Source organism: Lentzea sp. NPDC102401 (assembly GCF_044765805.1).
GTDB lineage: Bacteria > Actinomycetota > Actinomycetes > Mycobacteriales > Pseudonocardiaceae > Lentzea > Lentzea sokolovensis.
On the sequence record NZ_JBIWKS010000022.1, the window covers coordinates 88,336 to 108,184 of the forward strand.

Annotated in this window: 22 protein-coding genes; 6 read left to right on the forward strand and 16 right to left on the reverse strand. The window is 65.5% G+C overall.

Going from position 1 to position 19,849, the window contains the following annotated elements; all coding sequences use genetic code 11:
* Positions 1 to 215: 215 nt before the first annotated feature.
* From ACIRG5_RS45630 to ACIRG5_RS45655, 6 genes are all read right to left on the reverse strand, one after another.
* On the reverse strand, positions 216 to 404 hold the full coding sequence (locus ACIRG5_RS45630; protein ID WP_402917239.1) for a hypothetical protein: 189 nt from the start codon (positions 402 to 404) through the stop codon (positions 216 to 218).
* Positions 404 to 1,234 (reverse strand): hypothetical protein, encoded by an 831-nt coding sequence (locus tag ACIRG5_RS45635; protein ID WP_402917241.1) that lies wholly within the window; start codon positions 1,232 to 1,234, stop codon positions 404 to 406. The genes ACIRG5_RS45630 and ACIRG5_RS45635 overlap by 1 nt, the downstream gene beginning before the upstream one ends.
* 19 nt (positions 1,235 to 1,253) lie before the next feature.
* Positions 1,254 to 1,448 carry a hypothetical protein gene (locus tag ACIRG5_RS45640; RefSeq protein ID WP_401023487.1) on the reverse strand — a complete coding sequence of 65 codons (195 nt, stop codon included), beginning with the start codon at positions 1,446 to 1,448 and terminating at the stop codon, positions 1,254 to 1,256.
* 138 nt (positions 1,449 to 1,586) lie between these two features.
* Entirely contained in the window at positions 1,587 to 2,663 is a 1,077-nt protein-coding gene (locus ACIRG5_RS45645) for a hypothetical protein (RefSeq protein WP_402917243.1), read from the reverse strand.
* 126 nt (positions 2,664 to 2,789) lie between these two features.
* Positions 2,790 to 3,596, reverse strand: a complete 807-nt coding sequence (locus tag ACIRG5_RS45650; RefSeq protein ID WP_402917245.1) for a hypothetical protein — start codon at positions 3,594 to 3,596, stop codon at positions 2,790 to 2,792.
* A gap of 168 nt (positions 3,597 to 3,764) precedes the next feature.
* Positions 3,765 to 4,943 carry a hypothetical protein gene (locus tag ACIRG5_RS45655; RefSeq protein ID WP_402917247.1) on the reverse strand — a complete coding sequence of 393 codons (1,179 nt, stop codon included), beginning with the start codon at positions 4,941 to 4,943 and terminating at the stop codon, positions 3,765 to 3,767.
* 499 nt (positions 4,944 to 5,442) lie between these two features.
* Between ACIRG5_RS45655 and ACIRG5_RS45660 the strand changes: the two genes are divergently transcribed.
* The 4 genes from ACIRG5_RS45660 to ACIRG5_RS45675 all read left to right on the forward strand — a co-directional run bounded on the left by ACIRG5_RS45660 (position 5,443) and on the right by ACIRG5_RS45675 (position 8,288).
* Positions 5,443 to 5,847 carry a hypothetical protein gene (locus tag ACIRG5_RS45660; protein ID WP_402917249.1) on the forward strand — a complete coding sequence of 135 codons (405 nt, stop codon included), beginning with the start codon at positions 5,443 to 5,445 and terminating at the stop codon, positions 5,845 to 5,847.
* Between the two features lie 276 nt (positions 5,848 to 6,123).
* A complete protein-coding gene (locus ACIRG5_RS45665; protein ID WP_402917251.1) occupies positions 6,124 to 6,909 on the forward strand; it encodes a hypothetical protein in 786 nt (261 codons plus the stop codon).
* Entirely contained in the window at positions 6,906 to 7,286 is a 381-nt protein-coding gene (locus ACIRG5_RS45670; RefSeq protein WP_402917253.1) for a hypothetical protein, read from the forward strand. The genes ACIRG5_RS45665 and ACIRG5_RS45670 overlap by 4 nt, the downstream gene beginning before the upstream one ends.
* Positions 7,287 to 7,526: 240 nt before the next feature.
* Positions 7,527 to 8,288, forward strand: coding sequence for a hypothetical protein (locus ACIRG5_RS45675; RefSeq protein WP_402917255.1), 762 nt, complete (start codon positions 7,527 to 7,529; stop codon positions 8,286 to 8,288).
* Between the two features lie 499 nt (positions 8,289 to 8,787).
* On the opposite strand, the gene ACIRG5_RS45680 is transcribed toward ACIRG5_RS45675, so the two are convergent.
* From ACIRG5_RS45680 to ACIRG5_RS45720, 9 genes are all read right to left on the reverse strand, one after another.
* Positions 8,788 to 9,564, reverse strand: a complete 777-nt coding sequence (locus tag ACIRG5_RS45680) for a hypothetical protein (protein ID WP_402917257.1) — start codon at positions 9,562 to 9,564, stop codon at positions 8,788 to 8,790.
* Positions 9,565 to 9,737: 173 nt separating this feature from the next.
* On the reverse strand, positions 9,738 to 11,039 hold the full coding sequence (locus ACIRG5_RS45685; protein WP_402917259.1) for a DNA cytosine methyltransferase: 1,302 nt from the start codon (positions 11,037 to 11,039) through the stop codon (positions 9,738 to 9,740).
* Positions 11,040 to 11,542: 503 nt separating this feature from the next.
* Positions 11,543 to 12,130 (reverse strand): hypothetical protein, encoded by a 588-nt coding sequence (locus tag ACIRG5_RS45690; RefSeq protein ID WP_402917261.1) that lies wholly within the window; start codon positions 12,128 to 12,130, stop codon positions 11,543 to 11,545.
* A 401-nt stretch (positions 12,131 to 12,531) separates the two neighbouring features.
* On the reverse strand, positions 12,532 to 13,041 hold the full coding sequence (locus ACIRG5_RS45695; protein WP_402917263.1) for a hypothetical protein: 510 nt from the start codon (positions 13,039 to 13,041) through the stop codon (positions 12,532 to 12,534).
* A gap of 281 nt (positions 13,042 to 13,322) precedes the next feature.
* Positions 13,323 to 14,699, reverse strand: coding sequence for a hypothetical protein (locus ACIRG5_RS45700; RefSeq protein WP_402917265.1), 1,377 nt, complete (start codon positions 14,697 to 14,699; stop codon positions 13,323 to 13,325).
* 416 nt (positions 14,700 to 15,115) lie between these two features.
* A complete protein-coding gene (locus ACIRG5_RS45705) occupies positions 15,116 to 15,343 on the reverse strand; it encodes a hypothetical protein (RefSeq protein ID WP_402917267.1) in 228 nt (75 codons plus the stop codon).
* 74 nt (positions 15,344 to 15,417) lie between these two features.
* On the reverse strand, positions 15,418 to 15,873 hold the full coding sequence (locus tag ACIRG5_RS45710) for a hypothetical protein (protein ID WP_402917269.1): 456 nt from the start codon (positions 15,871 to 15,873) through the stop codon (positions 15,418 to 15,420).
* A gap of 128 nt (positions 15,874 to 16,001) precedes the next feature.
* Positions 16,002 to 16,547 (reverse strand): hypothetical protein, encoded by a 546-nt coding sequence (locus tag ACIRG5_RS45715; protein WP_402917271.1) that lies wholly within the window; start codon positions 16,545 to 16,547, stop codon positions 16,002 to 16,004.
* Complete coding sequence (locus ACIRG5_RS45720; protein WP_402917320.1) at positions 16,544 to 16,873, reverse strand: zinc finger protein; 330 nt, start codon at positions 16,871 to 16,873, stop codon at positions 16,544 to 16,546. The genes ACIRG5_RS45715 and ACIRG5_RS45720 overlap by 4 nt, the downstream gene beginning before the upstream one ends.
* Positions 16,874 to 17,463: 590 nt before the next feature.
* Here ACIRG5_RS45720 and ACIRG5_RS45725 point away from each other — a divergent pair.
* The gene (locus ACIRG5_RS45725; RefSeq protein WP_402917273.1) at positions 17,464 to 18,351 is read left to right on the forward strand and encodes a Scr1 family TA system antitoxin-like transcriptional regulator; all 888 of its coding nucleotides are present in this window, start codon (positions 17,464 to 17,466) and stop codon (positions 18,349 to 18,351) included.
* A 25-nt stretch (positions 18,352 to 18,376) separates the two neighbouring features.
* Positions 18,377 to 18,748 (forward strand): DUF397 domain-containing protein, encoded by a 372-nt coding sequence (locus ACIRG5_RS45730; RefSeq protein WP_402917275.1) that lies wholly within the window; start codon positions 18,377 to 18,379, stop codon positions 18,746 to 18,748.
* Between the two features lie 98 nt (positions 18,749 to 18,846).
* Here ACIRG5_RS45730 and ACIRG5_RS45735 read toward each other — a convergent pair whose 3' ends face one another.
* A complete protein-coding gene (locus ACIRG5_RS45735; protein ID WP_402917276.1) occupies positions 18,847 to 19,746 on the reverse strand; it encodes an endonuclease/exonuclease/phosphatase family protein in 900 nt (299 codons plus the stop codon).
* Between the last annotated feature and the right edge of the window lie 103 nt (positions 19,747 to 19,849).

Sequence of the window (19,849 nt, forward strand, 5' to 3'; positions counted from 1 at the left end):
GCCGTTGGCGCCCGCCGCGCCGGCTACGGACCGGCACGATCTTCGGTGGATGGCGGCTGAAACGGGGCGGGCGAGCGGAGTGCGCCCCCGCAGCGTGGCGGGGGCGCGGCTCAGGCGGTGTCACGCCGGTGAGCTGGATCCCAACTGGTGTGAGGCCACGGCGTGGGTGGGGGATGTGAAGACCGGGGTCGGCTTCGCGTCTCGGGCGAGACCAGCTAGGCCTGTGCGAGTTGGAACGGGTCCCGCGGTCGAGGTGGCGGCATTGTTCTTGCCGCGTCGATGACTTCGGTCATCGTGAGGTCCGGCTTGAAGCTGTACCCCGTCGCGGCCTCGGCGGACTGGTATGCGAGGGCGAGGTCTGGGTTGAAGTAGGCGCCGACGACCAACTGCCGATATGGCGACATCACGCACTCGATGCAGGAGAGCCGGTCGACGAACTGGTAAGCCCAGTGCCAGGGCAAGCCAGAACGGCGGACTTCCTTCCACACCTGTGCGCGTGTCCAGGTGAAGATGGGCAGCCAACGATCGACCTCGCGCTTGCTGTGTGGTCTTGGAGAGCCGGAACCTTTTCGCGTGGAGGACCACGTCGCAGGGTCGGACCGAACGCCGTCTTCCTCGCGCGGTGGGGCGATTCCTCGGCCCTGATGCCGAGGCAGTTCAGCACGCGAACACGATGCGACGGGCGTTGGAGGCGGGTTTCGGCGACCAACCGCGTCATCAGCTTCGCGACAGGACCGATCTTCAAGTCGCTTGCACACCAGCGAGCCGATGCCGCTGGCCAGGACAAGGTTTGTGTGCCGGTCTTGCCATCGGCTACGCGGCGGCGATTCTTGTCGATCACGTAGTCGAGAAGGTCGCCCTTTTCCCGACTCACCACCTCGAACCGCACGCCGAGCATTCCGGCCTGAGCTTCGGCGATCTCGCGGGTCTGCGGCCACACGACGCGGCCGAGATCGGCATAGACGACCACGATGCGCGACCGGTCGACGCCGGCCGCGTCGGCGAGTGCGACACCGTGCGACAGCGCGACCTGGGAATCCTTGCCGCCGGAGGAGTTGAACAGGATCCAGTCGTAGCTCGCGAGTTCTGGTTCTGGTGCGAACCCGGCGGGCGGAGCCGGTGCGATGAGGTCGAACAGGCACATCTGCCGCGTGCCAGCACCGTGCACGTACGGTGCGACGAGCGCGCGCACGCCGTCCTGTTCCGCGGGCGTCTGGGGGTGCTTACTAGTCACGGCTGTTCTCTCCCCTGTGTCAGATCTCGTCGCGGCATCCGGGGCACCTTCCGGCGTCACGCCAACAGGTCCTCGTGTCGTGGGTCCTGGGGTCGTAGTCGTCCCAGTCGTCGCCCTGCTCCTCGATGGCGACCTGGGCGACCTCGGGGTCAGTGGTGTGGATCAGGCCACCCGCAGGGCCGGGCACGTAGAAGCCTTCGGCGGTGTTGCTCACTGGATCTCCTTGCGTGGACGGGAACGTGCTGTTCGTGGCAGAGAAAGGGAGTGGGCCGGTTGCCCGAGTGAAGATCAGCGATCGGAGTGGCGGGGCAGTGCGATGCGCTGCCCCGCCACCACGGACCGTTCGCCCTGGCTACTCGGCGGCGCGACGAACCTCGGTGTCGAGCTCGCCGATGTCGAACTCACCGATCTGCAGTTGGAAGTCCTCGCCCGCTGAGCTCAACTTCGCGGCCGCATCGGCCAGCGCGCTGGAGCCGGGGGACCCGACACCGGCGTACGCGAGATCCTGGATCGACTCCGTAAGGGAGTCCCGCACGTCGTCGAGGGCGCGGAGTAGCCGCGCCTGATCCTCGGGGCTGCTTCCCGCTGCGTCCGTAGCGACCTCGGGCGTGCCAGCGCATCCGATCGCGTCCACGAAGGCGCGCGCGGCGGTGATGGCGGCCTCGACGGGAAGCCTCAAAGGCTCGGCCGGGCGGAGCATCATCGACACCACGGTGCCGAGGGCGGCGGTGGTCTCGTGATCGTCGGCTTGCCCGGCCCAGTCGTACAGGTCGCTGGCGACGGAGATCATCCGCGCGTCGATCTCGTGCTGGACCTCGCCCAGTGCTTGCGAGACGTGGACGTGTGCGGCCTGCGCGTGCAGCAGCAGGGCAGCGTGGTGCAGGGCTGCCTGCAGAGGATCGGTCGCGGTGTGGGCGGTGTCGCGGAGGCGCCGTGCCATCGCTTCCAGTGCGTCACAGATGTAGTAGGCGGCGACAGCGGTGGTAGGGGTGGACAGGAACGAGCCAGGCGGGAAGAACGCCAGGATGTCCACATCGCCGCTGATCACGGCGTGACGCAGGTCGGCCAGGGCCGTGTCGGCAAATTCCTGGAGGGTGGCGGGGAGGACAACAGGGAGGTGCCGAGGCTTGATTTGCAGTGCCGTGGGGTCCTCGCGGAACTCCGGGGTAGCGCAGAAGATCACGTCCGCTATGTCCTGAGACGTGAGGAACGAGAGGAACGGGGTCGTGACGAGGGTCGTGACCCGCATCTTGCCGTGGCTGTCGGGAGTGCCGACGCACCACCGGGCCGCGATCGTGTCGTCGCCGACGATCCACTCCGGGGCGGTGAAGGGGGCGCGCACGACGCCGTTCGTAGCGCCGGTGAGCGTTTCGCGACTGGGGCGCGGTTCCGCCGTCTGCGAGCCTGTCAGGGCAGAGCTGTGCTGCATGAGGTTTCCACCTTTATGCGAATCGTGGGAAGAAGTAGCGAACGCGGCCGTCACGCCGCGCTCGCGATAAATGCAGGAACCAGAAATTGATCCGTCTTGACGCAGTCATAGACGCGCTTTCTGGGCCTACGAGAACATTAGCGCATTTGCGGGAAATTGTGTTTTCGCGGTTGGGTCGATTCCCGGCGAGAGCGTGAGTTGGTAGTCCTGCCGGGAGACCTCGTCGAGTCCCCATCCGAGGTGGGTGTCGCGCCAGGTGTCGAAGCCGGAGCCGTCGATGCTGTCGACGATGCCAAGGCTGAGCATGTAGCGGATGCGTGCGCGGCTGTTCACCCGGCCGGCGTGGATGTGCAGTCCGCGGGCCTTGCCTTCGCGGCAGATAGCGGCCATCTCGTCGGAGAGTTTGTAGCTGGTCGATCCGGCCATGAACAGGCAGCGGAGGTTGGGGGTGTTCCACGGGATGCCGATGTCGCCCGCGCCGTCCTGCACGCACAGCGCCAGGGGCAGGTGTGACATCAGCGGCGTCCATTGCTGCCAGAGCTCGGCAGTGCCTTTCGCGTCGAATGGCACGTCGGGGACGGTGACGAATAGCAGGTTTTTGTGCCACGGTGGCAGCGTCGGTTCGGCAGGCAGACCTAATTGGGTCATATCCAGCCCCATACCGGCGGCGAGTGGTGCGAATCGTTCGCTCATGCGGGCCGGGCGACCGTACAGTGTGGTTTCAAGGCGTCCGAGCATTTTGATGAACAGCGGCTGGTTCCACTTGCTGAACGCCTCGTTGTCGACTCCGACCGGGATTCCGGCGTCCATCGTTTCCAGCAGGTCCGAGCAATGCCTGGGGCGGGCAAGCCGACCTAGGTGCTGCTGGGCCTTGGGGTTCTCCGAGCGCCAGCGTTGCAGGGTGGGCAGGGCTCCGCCGTTGAGAATCAGCACGGTGATCGTTTCCTTGGCACAGGTGCGGCCACGCAGGCAAGACGGAAGCGCACGCGGTGCGGCGTCAGTCTCTGCCTGTGTTTCGGGTGTCCGCCCGGATGGATGATGAGCGGGTGATGTGGGCTGGTCGTGCCCGGCGGTGCGCAGGGCACGACCAGCAGTGGTCGGCTAGACCGTGTCGGGCGTGTGCTCGTCGGGTTCGGCAACGGCCACGAAACCGTTCTCGGTCAGCGGCATCGAGCAGACCGCGCATACGCCCGTGCCGTCGTCGTGGTGTTGCTCGAAGCCCCGCCAGCCGGTCGGGCACGGCGCGGCGATTGCGCTTGCCAGGGTTGCGGGGCGGTGTTCGTCGCATCGTCCCCACGTCACGGCCACGCCGTCTTCCAGGCGTTCAGCGCAGTGGCACGGGTCGTCGGCCGGACCCCTGCACACGACTCCGGCCTGGAGCAGCGCGGTTTCGACGTTGGTCAGGAGGAGACCGGAGCTGACGTCGTGCGCGATCCGGTCGGGGAGCTCGCGCACGTGTTCGGTGTTCGCCAGCCGCCGCCACTGCGCCTCGGTCAGTCGGTCGTCACCCATGCCATCGCGCTTGAGGGCGGCGCGGATTTCCGTGTGTGCTGCGGACAGCGCGAAGATCGGGATGCGGTACTTGTGTGCAAGGCGCCGGATGACCTCGGCGGCGTCGCAGTGATTGAGGGTGCCGCCGTGCACGAGGTCGTTCAGCGCGAAGGGCAGATCCGGGTTGGCGACGTCGAACGCGGCGTTGATCAGGTTGGTCTGTGCGGCGTCCTGCTCGTCGGCGAGGACCTTGCGGACCTCGTCGGCGAACGCGCGCTGTTTGGGAGTGAGGTCGGGCTCGGCCGCGTCGAGGAACAGGTTGAGGCGTGCCTCCACGGTGTGGCCCGACCACCGCTGGTTCAGCACCGTCGCAACGTAGGCGTGCGCGTCGTCGAGCAGAGCGGCGATGGTCAGCAGCGCGGACGCCCAGCGTTCGGCGATGCGCGGGTACAGCGTGAACCATCCGTTGTCCGCGTCCAGCCGGACCCTGAACGCGAGTTCGGACGCGCTGGGCAGTTCGAGAACCAGGGCCACGCCCGGTGCGAGCGCCCAGGCCGCTGCCGACGCGGTTCGCACGGTCGGCTCGGTCATCGTGACGGTCACCGTTGCCGGGAGCGACGCGGCGGGCCTGCGGCGCTGCAGCGAGAATCCGGTGAGACGGGCCGCCACGAGTCGGCACGCCGATGCGTCGGGCTTCAGGGCGAGCCCGTGCCACGCGAGGTCGTAGGGCCAGATAGCAGGGTCGTGTTCCTGGTTGACGTCCCACCTGCGAAGAAACGTCGGAAGCACCTGAATTTCGGTGGACTGATTGAGGGTACGCGAAGACATGAGCCTATTCCTTGGCTTGTGGGTTGCGGGGAAGAAGGTCGGGAAGTGGGCGTCACCCCGAATTCCGACAAGACAAATCTAGCGCAATTCAGCTAGCCGTGGGGACGGCAAAAAACGGAGTGAAGGGCCAGATTCTTTCCAATTGAGTGCCGCTTGCCCTTCTCGTTCAAGGGGCCGCAGACCATCAGCGTCAAATGATCCGCGCCGGACTAGGCGGCTCATCAGCGACCAGCGCAGAGGGTCTCGCATCCGTCCACGCAGGCGCGGCGGCCCGATCGCCGCCTGGTCCAGAGCTGCCACGAGACCCGCACACCTGGTCACGGCCCGTGATCGAGCGGCGCCGGCAGAGGTGGCAGATCTCGGCGAGAGCGACAGAAACAGGCGGGCGATGGGTGCCGCGCGTTGGGATTTCGCCCCTCGCACAGGATCCAATTACGTCCGGCGTAGCTAGGCTCCGCACATGGGGGAGAAGCAGATTAGAGCAGCGGCGGAGAAGGCCGCCCGAGAACTACACGAACCAAAATTCAAGGCGCTCGCCGATCTCGCGGTTGCCTCGCGCAGGGCCGCGCCAGAGGAACTGAAGCGGGTGCTCACGGACGCGAAAGAACAAGCACAGCGCATCCTCGATAATGCCAAAACCGAAAAGGCCAATCGGGTCGAGCAAGCGCGCGTGGCCCTCCAGACGGCCCGCTCGGCGGGGTGGACCTCGAAGGAACTCCGTGGCCTGAACCTCGACCAGCCGAGTTCACGCCCAGCCTCCAGACAACGCACGGCATCGAAGAGCACGCAGGATGAGCCGCCCGCAGCGGACGCACCCGCGGAGTTCGGCGGCGCCGAGCGGGATGGTTCGGTCGACGCCGGCTAGCACCAGCAGTAACTGTGAACCGGTGTCTGGTCTAACGCTCAGGACTGCAACCGCAGCGGTCGGCCTCAGGGACAGCTGAGGTGGCGGGGTGAGCGCTCATTCCCACACCTGCCGTCACACGTGCCTGATCTCGTGCCTGGGGCTCATTTCCAGGCGCGCGACGGCAACAAAAGTGGGGGATTGGATGCGCTGTGCCCCGGAGGCTGGTGGGGGCGCGCACGTGGCGGCTCGGCGGGTGTGTCTGCTGAGACCGCATGGAGGTGAGGGGGATGTTCGATGCCGCGCTACCGCTTCACGGCGTTCGCCCGTAAGTCCTATGGTGAGGACGGGTGGTCCATCCGGGTTGAGGGCTTCCCGGGCACCGTCGAGGAGTCCACGACCACGTCCGTGGCCGACGCTGCACGCACGCACGTCGCGCACAACCTGCGCGTGCCGATCGACGACATCACGGTCCACGTCAGCTACCTGTCGCCTCAGGCCATCCCCGTCCAGCCCTCCGCGCGCAGTCGCTACGGCACGGACGTGCACATAACCCGTCGCGCGTTCGGTGGCACCACCGCGCTCGCAGCCGTTGAGCAGATGCGTTCTTGGCTGACCGAGGAGACCCAGGACTCCGTGAGACTGCTGAGCATCACCGTGCAGTACGACCCGGACGAGGTAGATGGCGCGGCCCCTGTGGAGCTCGGCGTGATGTACGAGAGATTCTTTCACCCGGTCGCGGACGCCCGAATTCTCGCCGATCCCGTCATCGCCCTGCTGGCTCTCAACGGTCTCAAGGCTCATCTGACCGACGCGTCGGACGAGGAAGAGGCCGCGATCGCCATCGCTGGGTACGACGACCACCTGTTCGTGGTAGCACCAGCAGACGGTGAACGAGCCTGGGCAACACTCTGGCGTGACGAGCACGACCCTGAGTTCACCGACGTCGAGTCCACTCTGGACGGACTTGGTCTGCAAAGTGCGCACGACGAGATCGCAGAGGCGATCATGCGCCAGCTCGCAGGTCACCCGCCGGCACTCTACGGACGTCCGGGCTCTGTGCAGACAGGGCCAGGACGGTGAACGATCATCCCGCCGCCGTACTGCGGCGCGCTGCCACGCTCGCTTCGGCTGTGCTTCCTGCCGGCCTGGCCGAGATCGCCGCGGACGAGATCGGCATTGAACTCAGCCAGCTCGACGCAGGTGCTCCAGCCGATGGCATCGATGAACGCATTCTGGGCATCGCACGCGAGATCCTGAGTCTGGTGCCCGCCGATTACGTAGCCCAGGCGCGCGGTGAGGTCGAAGCAGCGGGATGGCGTCCTTGGTCGGCGGAAGTGGCAGCAGATCTGCTGCATCTCGTTGACGCGTGGGAGCATCAAGGACCTGGTCGTGAGACCGCCATACTTCTGGCGCAGGTTCGCCAACTCGTTCAAGACCCTCATCCGCGGCGGGCGTGAGTGCCCGAGCGGTGTCGTGTCGCAGCCACCCCGACGCAGTTGCCCACGACAGCCCGATACCGTGGCCGGTTTCACGTCCCGCAGGAGGTTGTTGCAGTGCCTGATCGTGTCGACCCCACCGAGGTGATCGCCCGAGTTCACGGCGCCTACGTCGTCGCCGGGCGGAGGTACCCGCGTGCGCTCCCGCCAGAGCTGGCGCCTTGGCACTGTTACAGCGCTGACGGCGGGCACAGTCTCGTGGTGCTGTTGGCTGCGCACACCGACGACTTCGACAAGCCGAGCGCCGATATCTCCCAGCACACCGTGCCTGCACCGGTGAAGTCGGTGCTACGCGCGGGATGGACGGTCCGCGAGGACGGTTACGTGGTAACCGCCCTGCCCTACGATCCGCAGCTCGGCCTGGTGACCGAACCCGGTGACGACGAATTCGACGCGGACACCGTCACCGATACCGAGCTGCACACCTACGCGGTCGGCAAGCCGTACCACCCGAACAAGACCTCCTGGCCGGACGGCCTCATGCAGTGGCGGCTGACCGATACCGGCGTGAGCCTCCTGTTGTTCCTGGGCTCACCCACCACCAGCGAGATCACCGCCGTCCGCACCGGTCGGGCGCAGTTCGCTCTGATCGCCGGGCAGCACGCGCTGCTGCTCGCCCACCGGTTCGAGCCAGGACTGCCGTGGTCGGACGCTCCCTGGCAGGCATGCCGCCAAGACGTTCCCGTGGGGTTGCCCCTCGTCGGCGAGACCGGGCACCTGCTGGTGGCAGTCATGTTGGTCGACGCACACACCGGGATTGTGCAGGCTATCCGGCAAACCACCTGGTCGGCGCGATTTGCCGAGGCGGTGCGCGCGGCTATGCGGACGCAGACGCTCAACAGATCAACTGATGCCCAGGGCGCGACTGAGATCGATACTTGGTACCGGCGGTACACGACGACGCAGGATCTTGTGCGCCACGCCGACTTGACCACCAAGAGTGGTGCCCAGCCACTGACTTGATCGGTCTGTGGTGATGCAAGCAACGCATCACCGCTCAGAATCGGCGTTCGCCGGCACGCGGTCGAGCAGCACCAGGCGCGAGAGGTCGAGCGACTCCTCGTAGGGATCAGGTTGGGGAACGGGTTGGTCAGCACCGCGGGATCCGACGGGACGCCGAGCGCCGCGACGCCGACCAGTTCGGGCAGGTGACCAGCTGGCGGCAACGAGTCGTAGAGGCCGTAGCACAGCCTGGTCGCGGGGAAAGCGTTCGAGTAGTGGTGAGTCACCGTGAACACCTCGGCGGTGGTCTTCGGGATCTCCCATACCTCGTAGCGGTGGGGATCGAACGGTTCTCCGATCGGTCGGTACAGCGCGGTCTTGGTTCGCCACCGCTGCGTGCGAGTGGCGGAGTGGACATTGGGCATGGTCATGCCTTCCTGCTTGCGTGGGGTTGGTCGGCGGAAGAGCCGCCTGACGCTGGGATTTCTGGCGTCAGGCGGCCGAACCAGTGCCGCGCGGCTCAGTCGGGCGCGGCGTCGGGCGGCGCTGTGGTCGTGCGCCGCTTCCGGCGTTCCTGTGCGCGCTCGTCGTGGGCTTTCTGGAGTTCGCCGAACCGGAAATGTCCCTGGAGTTTCTGGAGATGCAGGATGCGGTTGCTGGCCATGCCGACCGGGGCTGGGCCGATGACGGCGAGCCGGTCGTCGGCGAGCTGGGAGAACCAGCCCAGTTCTGCGATGGCCTCTTCGCTTGGGAACACGTCGGCGACGCGGTCGTAGGCGGGGTCGAGCATCGAGTCGTACTTGCCGCCGAGCGAGTACACCCATTTGAAGTTCCACGGGTGTTCGGGCTCTACGAGCCGCCGAAATCTCGGAACCTCCTTGGTGTAGGCGTAGAAAGTAGAGTCGGGGCATGCGGTCATGATGCGAAGCCAGGCCGAGAGGTAGTCGTCGGAGAAGAAGTCACCGGCATCGTGAATGCGGATCCACTTACCGCGGAACTTCTTGTGGCTGAGTTCGGCCGTCATTGCCTTCTCCCAGTCGGGCAGGTCGTCGAGCACGTAGCGGAGGTTTTGCTGGTGCCTACGTCGAACAATCGGGTAGCGGTAAGCATTAGTCCGCGCGTAGCAGAGTTTTGCGCAGACGCCAGCCGAGGGGCATGTATTGAAGCTGGAGCCGTCGTCCTCGAATCGACCGGCCCATGCCGGAAGGGTCCAGTTGTAAATTCCGAGGGCTCTCAATTGACTGTTTTGCGTCAGCAGTTTTGCAGGGCGAACGGCGCGACGAGTTTCCTCGCTCATGGAAATCTCCACGAAGATTAGGGAGTATTAGATGTGCCGATGGCGGAACATTGCCCGTCCGACACGAACTACTCTATCCAATTTTCGCCGCCTTTAAGATTCGGCGAATGCGCGCAGTTCGGCGACAGAACAGGGTGGGGCTCCGGTGAATTTATCTCCGGAGCCCCACCGGGTTAGGCCGCGAGGCCGTAGTCGTCGGGGTATTCCACCGGCGGGTATCCGAGGGATTCGGCGACTCGGCCTACGAAGAACTCCGCTGAGAGCGGGGTGACCGCGTTGCCCAACTGCTTGATCTTGTCGGTCTGGGTCCCTTCCAGGAGATAGCCCGCACGGAAGGCCATCGCCGCGCGGATCTCGTCCACGGTGAGCATCCGGTAGGTGCAGTCCTCGATGGCCGGTGCCGGGCCCTCCCAGCCGACCAGTGACTGGTGGCCGCGGGTGGTGATGGTGCGCGCGGGCTCGGTGACCAGGCTGCACATGTTGCCGTCCTTGGCACCGCGCGTGCCGTTGTTGCGCACCAGCATGTGGTGCCTGCCCGAGGCGCACATGGTCGCGAACGGGTCGGTGATCGGGCGGACCTTCTTGCGGGAGCCGCCACCGCGCAGTTCGGCGATGAAGGGCACGAACGGGTTGGCGAACCGGTCGAGGCCGATCTGGATGCGTGCGAGCGTGGCGGGCTTGAGCTCGTTGGCTCGGTCGCCGATGCGCTCGCCCGGCGTGTCCCAGTCGATGATCGTCTCCGCCGCGACCGTGAAGGGCTCGACGACGGCGTTGCGGCAGGTCGAGTTGGGGCAGCGGTAGACGTACTGGTTGCGCAGGCCGTACTTGCCCCACTGGGCGCAGGGCCACTTGCTGGTGCGCTTCTTGAACACCTGCATCGCCGCGACCACTTTGTCGCACGATGGGCAGTAGGCCGGGGGGCGCAACTGGAGGTCGGGCGCCTTGTTGCCCACCTTCGTGAAGATGACGTAGCAGCGATCGCGCGACTGCGGAGCGGCTGCGGTGTTGGCGGACGGGAAATGCATCGAGTTCGCGTAAACAATCTGGTACGTGTAGCCGAGGTTGCGCATGCTCCGCAGCCAGTCGTCGATTTCGTCCCAGAACATGATGTCAACGACGTTTTCCACGATGATGGCCTCGTACAAATGCGCTTCGGTGAACCGCACGACGTCCCACATCGTGGCTCGGGAGCGCACGGCCGTCGGGTCAGCTTTCGAGTTGCGCTTCTTACCCTTGGCGACACTGTGGTTCGTGCACTCAGGGGAGAACCAGGCGAGATCAGTGCGCATGAAGTAACGCGGTGGGACCACGGACAGGTTGGTGATCGCGTGGTCGGCATTCGGGAAGTTCAGCGCATGACTGCGAACAGCAACATCCCAGTGATTGATCGCCAAGGCGAGGCTTACCCAGTCGATCGATTCGAATCCCTGGGAACTGCCTCCCGCCCCCGCGAAATGGTCGGCGATTGTGAGCATGAGAATCCCTGCGTCAAAATGTGGGGAAGAAGTCGCCAAATGGGAGCGTCGCCTCCGATTTGGCGTACATTCAATATAGCCACAATTTGAGCCTTGCGGGATTCGCCAGAAACAGATCGGCGGTTATCGAGGCCGACGCACAGCGCGGGATTAGGATTCCGTCCGAGCGAACGCAGACTCGCTGGCCGGGCCGAACTGATCGTCGGTCTGGTGGCAGGTGTGCCTGCAGCGGCACGACGGAGGCCACGCGCAGCGGGCGTGGTGCAGGCCGTCTGAAACCCGACGAGTAGCATCTGGTGCTCTCGTGACGAGCGCGGATTCACGTGCGGGTTGCGGGGAAGAAGGCTGGGGCGAGGGCTCTCGGCAGTCACCTGCGCGCTTCGGCGCGCAGAGTCGCGAGCCGCACGGACGAGGTGCGTCAGGCGCGACGTCGAGAACACCCCTCGCCCCGGCGTCCTTCTAGTCCGCCTTGGCCGCAGGTTCGAGCGGCGAGACCGGGTCGATCAGCCGGCTGCCGCGTTTGACCAGCCGAAGTGTGCGGGACCGAAGCCTGCGCATCGGTGGTAGTGCTCGATCACCACGGCCAGCCACGGCACCGCCGCGCCGGTCAGCCGCATTGCCGCTACCTGGGCGAACTCAAGCGTCATCGAGCTGTCGTGCAGCCACAGCCCGGTGATGGAGTCGAACGTGAAGTGCCGCCGCTCGGTTCCGTACGGATGCACCCACAACCGCTTCGTGGTCAGCGTGACTCCCATGACCGGGGACGGCCGCCACTGCCATGCCGCAGCCGCTTGCGCCTGGTGCTGTGCTCGCGCGCGCCGCAGGGCGTTCATCGCGACGGCGCCGGCCACGAACGCGGGAGGTCCGACGATGACGGTGGGGCCCGGGGTCGGCACGGTCACCTCGGCACAGAGGTATCGCTCGTAGTGGAAAGCCGAGCCCGTGTGGTGATTGAGGACCGCGACGGCGTGCTCGTCGGCGTCGAGCGGCACAGGGCTGTGGACAGTCGGTAGCGCACCGCCTCGCGCGAGGTACTCACGGACGTCGGCCGCCGCAGCCCACGCGTTCGCCGCGGTGTTCTGGTGCTGCATCGATCTGTCCCCCGCCCCCTGCGATCGTGTTAGGTCACAACGGTACCGCTGACGGCAAGCCGGTTCGAATGCCGTCTCTGGTCTGCGCAGAGGCCGCCAGTGTTCACCTCGGGCCGCACATCGGTGCCGTGCCGTTCTCGGTCGTGATGGGCGTACAGCGGCGCCTGGGAAGCACGTGCTCGACCGTGACAGTCCAGCCGCGGGCAACGCCTCGGACGCCGATCTGGCCCGTGAGGCAGGGTGACCTTTACCGGACGGCTTGACGCGCAGTTCCACGAGAACGGCGATCGCCTCGAAAAGTGCTTCGATCGCCTGGCCTCGCCGGGTTTCACCGCTCCGACGGCTTGCGTGCCTGGGACGACTGATCGCTACGTCTGTCGGCGTGGCGGCGAAGAAGATGCTCACCCGCTGCGGGACCGCACGCGAATCCCTTGCAGGGCGGAATGTATCGCACTCGTGACCAACCTTTGCAGCTTCGGCCGACGAATCTGGATTGTCTGCATGATGGCCTGTGCTTGCTCCGGAACGAGGACGCTGTGGACGAAGTTCGTCGCCTCCTTGAAGTTCTGCGGGGTGAGGGTGCCAACGGCGATAGCAGTCACCACGTTCGCCAGACGCCTGAGCTCTTGTGTGTCGCCCTCACTCTCTCTGCACGCCAACTCAAGGCACGTCTCCGCTCCGAGGTAGTCCCGGCACGCCGAGAACCACATGTGTTCGAAGTAGACGGCGAGCCCTCGCAACACCCGTTGGGCGTCTGCGGACAGCTGATCGTCACGCCCCATCTGGTAGATGTAGACGTTCACGCCCATGAAGCTTCCGGCGATCAGCGCTGACCGCAGTTCTCGAGACTGGTTCACCAAGGGGCTTGATGGTGCGAGCAGCTCCTGCCACACGTGCAGGTCCGTGGCCATGGTGACTCCTTCGCGGACGAGATGCCCGCATCAATGAGTGCACGTCATTCCGTGCAACGTGGGGGATTCGCGGAGCCCTGCTCCCTGTGCGAGAGCAGTTCGGTGTGTGCGCTAGAACTCGCGATCGCCGGGCATCAGCAACACCTCCCGGCGGGCATCAGTGCCACGTCGAGCGGTATCGCGCGCGGCCTGGCGTCGAGAAGGGGGAGCGCAGAGAACGGCACCGCTTCACGCTCGTGCCCGCCGCGATCTGTGTGCTCGCACACCGAGTCCATTCACGTCTACCGATCTTGTGGGCGGTCGAGTTGGTCAAGCTGATGTTGAACCTCAGCAGCGCGAATGCGCTGGTCGTGGAGGCCGAAAGTCGAGATCGCGAGGATGTAGTACCCGCGAGCCCGAGCTGGGTCGGTGTGCTCGGCGGCCGCGCCAGCGATAGCCGCTGCCTCGGCGAGGTGAAGGGGGCCTCCGGCGGATTTGAGCAGGTCGAGCGTGGCCTTGATCGTGCCGAGTGCCTTGGCGTGCTGCCCATCGTCGAGCAGCGTTCGGGCAAGGCAGGTGAGGACGAGTGCCCGCGGTGTCGCGTCGCCAGTCCCTTTCAGTAACCGCTTTGCGGTGTGCAGGTGCGTGATGGCGATGGCCGTGTCGCCTACGGCAGCCTGAACCGACGCGATGTGCAGGTTCAGCAACGCGGTGAAGCCGGGATCGTTGGCCTTGCCGCCGATGTTCAGCCAGAGAGTGTCACCGATCTCGACCATCAACTGCTCGGTGGTGCGCAGGTGCGTGGGCGCATCTGTCGTGCCGGCCAGGACGACCAAGTCGGGCGCGATCCGCAGGTGGCGCGGTTTTGCGGAGTCGTTGCCATGCTCCAGGATGGTGAGCGCGGTGGTGTAGTCCACCAGCGCGGCCGCCAGGTTGGTGTTGAGTTGGTGGATTCGGCCTCGGACCGCGTGCGCGAAGGCCATCGTCTGGGCGACGCCGAGGTTCGTGGCCAGTTCGACCGCGCGATCGGCCGTGGTGATGGCTTCCTCGTGCTCTCCCATATTCGACAGTGAGTGCGCCAGGCGCGCGGTGACTCTGGCGCGTCGCTGATCATGCCTGTCTTCGACGGTTTCTAGCGCCATGCCCGCAATGTGCAGGGCAATGTGTGCGAAGCGGTGATCGCCGAGATAACTGGCCAACGCCTCGAAGGGTTCGGCCAGTTCGCACGTGGCGTTGCTGACGCCGTACTTCATGCCTCCGGTCAACATCTGCGAGAGGCAAGACAGGTTCTCCTGGAACCACGCCGCCGCGTTCGCGGGTGTGTCGAAGAGTTCGGTCGCCTTCTCGTACACAACGCCGCTCCGGTCACCGTCCGGGTACAGAGTCCGGTCAGCGCTCGCCGCTTTGGCCGCGTACCACCACAGGACGGTGGCATAGCCCGCGAGATCATCATCCAGGCCGAGCGCCGGCGCGAACCGGTCGTCGAAGCGGTAGCAGTCGGAGGTCAGGTCCGCGCGGACGGCCAGGCCGGCGGCGAGGAGCTCGTCCATGACGTCGCGCGGATTCGCGGCGTCAGCAACGACCGCGGCGATGAGGGAGAAGGAGACAACCTCGGGAACACCCGGCATCCCGGCGAGCGTGCTGCGTACCCAGCTGGCGGTGGTGGACAGCTCCGCCATCGTGTTCTCCAATACGTTGCAGGGTAGGAATTACGTTGAGTTCAGGTCTCTAATCGAGGTGCGCCGCTCGGAGGCTTCAGCTGCGTTCGCTGCCGCTTGCACAAGGACGCAGCGCCGCGCCCAGGCCGTCCGAAGATCACGGCTGACAGCTCGCGTCGTTGTGTGTCAGGACAGCGCCGTACATCTCACACAGCACCGCTGACCAGAACAGGGCCTGATTGACTGTGAGTTCGCCGAAATGGGTGGCAATCACTCGAGGGCCGGGCAACCTCACCCGCGGACCTTGATCGCGGACCGCTCGCGCGAGCGCGTCCCAGGCAGCGAGCCGGTACCGCCGCTCGCATTCCAGACGCGCCGATGTCGACATTCCGGCGCACGGCTCGCGGGCTGGGCGGCGAGGAAGTTGGAGCAGACGGTCAGTCGCGGCCACGGTCCGCTCCTGTGGATTCGCGGTGGTGCTTGGGATGCACGGTGTCGAACAGGTGATGGTTCAGGCATCGCAGATAGCCACGTTCCGCGAGCTCTGCTCGCAGGGTCCATACGGTCGCCGGGCTGAGGCCGAAGTGGGCGCGGAGGCGGTCGAGCGGCGGCAGTTCCAGTCCTTCGTCCTGTGTCGCGATGGCAGCCGCAAGCGACTTCTGCACGTGCAGGAGTTGTTCTTGTGGCCTGGCTGTGGGCGATGGGGAGCGTCGAGGAAGCCGAAGCTCGAAGCCTTCTGTCATGACGCTGGCCTGTCATCAGCCTCCGCGGCGACGGTGACGTACACGCCACCGATGCAACGCATGAGGCGCGCCTTCACCAGGCCCGCGCGTGCTCTCCGTACCCAGGCTTGCGTTACCCCGTAGCGCTGCGCCAGCACAGCGCTTCCGGGCAGGGCGAGTACGCGCGCGGTGCCGCAGTTTTGATCGTTGAGCCCAGTAGAGGATGCGAGGACGGCAGCCGTCAGCAAGTCGGACACCGTTGCCAGATACTCCTGCCATGGGCCAGTGGGATCGCGTGATGGCCGATCTGCCGGGGCTGGCGGCAGCACCATGACTTCCGGTGCTACGACCGCCTGCAGCTGGCGGGTGTCCAAGTTGGTCGGATGCCACAGGCCGCCCGCGTCCGATCCACAACGGAATTCGCGCAAGCGGCCGTCACGGTCGTCCAGGAGCGGTCCGACGACCTCGCGCACGACGGGAAGTTGGCCGCGGTTGATAAGCCTCTGCACGTACCGCTGCCGTCCCCACCCCGGCCGCCGGCATACAGGACAGTCCCGTGGACTTGATGCTGGTTCAAAGACAGTGGGCTTGGCCGCGTTAATCATGCCGTTCCCCCCGAGACCTGGCTGAGGTTCTGAGATCGGCGCCTTGCGAGAAGCTCGAGATCCCAGCACCTCAGACAGAACCGCGCGAGCGGAAACGCTTCGAGGTCACAGGGCGCGCGGCGAGTCACAGTGATGTAGCAGTTCGACCACCACGAGCCGCACCGCAACGGCGACAGGTCTCGGTTGACTTGGTGGATGCGGTAGTCCTGGCACCAGGCAGCAAGGGGTGGGCGTGCACCACTGGAGAGTTGCGGCAGCACAGCCGCCTGCGCCGCCATCGCCGCCACCGACAGTGCCGGCTGTTCTGCCTGCGACTGGACCGGCAGGCCATCATCACCAACTACGGGGATCAATCTGGTGCGTTCCGTGTCGGTGAGCGGTGGCGGACCAGCAGCGTGCCGAGACCGCGGAAAGGCCCGCGTGAGATCGCCGGAGGCAGAGAGCAGCCCCACTCTGAACGGCGTGAACAAGGGATGGTCGCCGCGCTGACGTGTGTCAGTGCAGCCGCTCGCCCATTTCACACCGATCACCGCCGCGGTCATGCCGCGTCCGCCAGCAGACGAAGCTTCCGACGTTCCTGCGCGGGGATCTGCTTGAGCTCCTTGAAGGTCTTCTGCTTAACGTGCTTGCGCCACGCGTCGTCGCACTCCTCGCAGGTCGGGCAGGTCTGCAGGTGGCGCGTGGCGTTGACACTGGTCACGGCGATTCCGCACAGCGTCGCTCCCGCGTGGACGATGTACGAATCCTCCGGGCATAGCTCGCGTTTGACTGCATGGCGTGCGCTGTCGGTCTTGGCACTGTGCTCAACCTGAACATCAGCCCAGCAAAACGGTGGGATCACGGCGAAATCGCTGTAGTGGGCGCCCATCACGCCCGCCAGCTGGTCGCCGTGCCGGTACCGAACCGCGTTTGCGTGGCTTGCTCGCGCACGGCGGCTCGTGCGGCAACGAACTCGTCGTCGGACCTGAAGTGCAGGGTCGCGCACCCACCGGACGCCAGCGATGCCCGAACGCGCTCGAGGTTGGTCACCTCGCGCGGTTCAGCGCCAGGCTGGGAAGTGGTAGACGAGTTCAGCGGCTGCGTCATCCGAAGCTCCTGGTGTGATGTTGCCAATCGGGCTGCGGCGATGCGGCAGGCCGCGTCCTCCTGCACCGCCTCAAGTTCGACTCCTGCGTCCCGCGGTGACTTCAAGGCAGTCGGGGCCGAGCACATCCGGGGTGACATCTCGGCTCCCGACCGCTGCGCATGCAATGCGGCCGGATCCGAACGTGGAGCCGTTCGGAAGAGCGCCGTCACATGCGTCTACGGTGTTCCCGCACCGCGACTTCCATGCTAGCTATCGTGATAGCTCTCGCGATACCCCAACCGGGTGGTCTCCGGTGTCTGTCAGTGACTACGCAGGGCAGACTGGACCCGAACCACAGGGGGACACCCCTGAAGAGACGGAGGTACGGCGCGGTGATCCGCGATGACGCGATCGCACGAAAATGGCTGACCGGCGTCGAACTTTCGAACACGCGAGCAGAGGCCATCGACGGCGAGACCGGAGAACCGCCCAGCCAGCAGAAACTCGCCAGGGAAATGGGAGTCACTCGCGGCCTGACCGGTCATTGGGAGCAAGGACGCTATTTTCCGCAACCGGATCAGATCCGCCAGTGGTACAACCTCTGCAACGCCTCACCCGAGGCCGCGGAACGACTCATCGAATTCGGCCGCCCTGACCAGAGCAGTACCACCAGCTGGCTGGACCGTTGGAAGGACATCGTTCCCCACGACCACTTCATGCGTCGCTACGTCGGAGCGGAAGGCATCGCCACCCACGTCTTCTACTACGCGCAGATGTTCATTCCAGCCCTGCTTCAAGAGCCGGATTACGCCCTCGCAGTGACAGCTCCGAGCGCCCGAGTAAGCCCGGACAAAGCCAGAAAGTTGGTCGAGTTCCGGATGTTCCGCCAGCAACGCGTACTCGACGGAAGTCTGGGCCTCACCGTCGTCATCGAGGAGGACGCGTTGGATCGGCCGATTCTCGATCGCGCCGGCATGCGGAACGCATGGCGCAGACTTCTGGAGCTGTCTGAGCGGGACAACGTGGACGTGCGCATCCTGCGACGGGAAGTCGGCCGACACGACGGGCTCGAAGGCCGCTTCCAGTTCGCGTCCTTCTGCACGCCCGACGGACAGGTCCAGGCCGGCCCCGTCGCCTACATCGAGGTACCCAACAGCGCGCTGTACGTGACGACTCGCGCCGGAGTCGCTCAGTACACTGACAGCTCCACTGATCTGGCGGCAAAAGCCCTCTCCGACGACGCTGCGCGCAAGGCCATCGAGGAACGGCTTGCCGCGTGACTACCTTCGGGAGGTGAGGGACGTCGTGACCACCGCACTGGGCCGGGCCGGATGGCGCATCTCGTCCTACAGCAGCAACGGCGAAAGTTGCGTCGACGTGGACTTCACACGCGACGGAGCAGAGATCCGCCACTCCAAGGAGCCCGCCGGGCCATCAATCAGCTTCACACCGACCGAGTGGTCAGCGTGGTTGCAGGAGGTACTGAGCAACGAACCCGCTAACAGCAACGGTCGCGTTCGTGTCGAGGTTATGCCGGAGGGATGGGTCGTGCACGCCCTTCGCAGCGACGTGTCGCTCAGCTTCACGCACGAAGAGATCATCGCGTTTCGCGCCGGCGTCGTCGCGGGAGAGTTCGACCGCGATGTGGCGCTAGCCGAACTGGCACCCTCGTCGTGACCGCGTAGAGCAAGTAGCAATACCGGAGGAGGGGTCCGCTGGGGGAGCGAGCCCCTCCTCCGCTCGTCTGGTCAATAGACGGGGGGAAGGGCTTGACCTCAACGGTGGACGATGAAGCTAGCGCCGACATAGGCATGATCGCTGACATCGCTGGGCGACTGCGCACAGAAGTACGAGTCAGGCACTTGCTCTCCGTTGAAGCCGGGAGAACGGAGGATGCGGTCGATGCGCAGGCCGAGACCGTCAGCGGGATGCGGATCGGTGATCGTGGGATTGTCGGCCTCCTCGCCGGCGTCGGTCCACCCGAGCTCGCGCAGTTCGTCCAGCGCTTCGGTGTCGATCTCCCACTCACCGGTGACGGGGTTCTTACGCCCCTTCTGCTTCAACTTGTGCAGTTCACCGCGTCGCTCGCACACCTGGTACCAGCTTGGTCCCGCTGGCTCTGCGAAGCGGAAGTCGCGCCCCCACGAGCTGGTGATGTTGAGGTCACCACCGGCCACCGTGTTCATGGTGCTCCACGGCTTCCAGCGCTGTGCAGAACGGTCAAACTCCGGTCGGCCAGCACCTCCGGGCCAATGATCCGGGATGAACACCACAGCGATGCCGTCGATCTTCGTTTTGACCACGCCCTTGTAGGGCCCGGCGTTCGAGTTGGGCTCGTAATAGTTGTCGACCTCGAACTTCGCGCGATTCACCAGCACGCCTGGCGGATTGCGGCGCTCACCCCAGTGGTCGACAAACGGCTCGTACAGCTCGCCGTGAGGAAGTGCTCGGCTTAGTTCGTTGACTACACGACGCAAGGCGTCGTGGCCGTCGTAGTCGAAGCGAGTGCACTCCGGCAGTATCAACACGTCAGGTGGCACTGGTGTCGTCTGCCTGATGAAGTCGACGGCGAGCGGGAGACGACTGTGACGCCCGGTCGCCCTATCTACACCGAAATGTTCGATGTTGAACACGCCGACGCTGAAGCGAGCCGAATCGCCGCCGGGTTCGCTCACTGCCAGCTCTCCCTGTTGTCTTAGATCTGCGATGGCACCAGGCCCCCGCAGATCGTGGGCGCGCAACGGTAGGCGCGCTATTGCGTCTGGAGACCTGCTCACG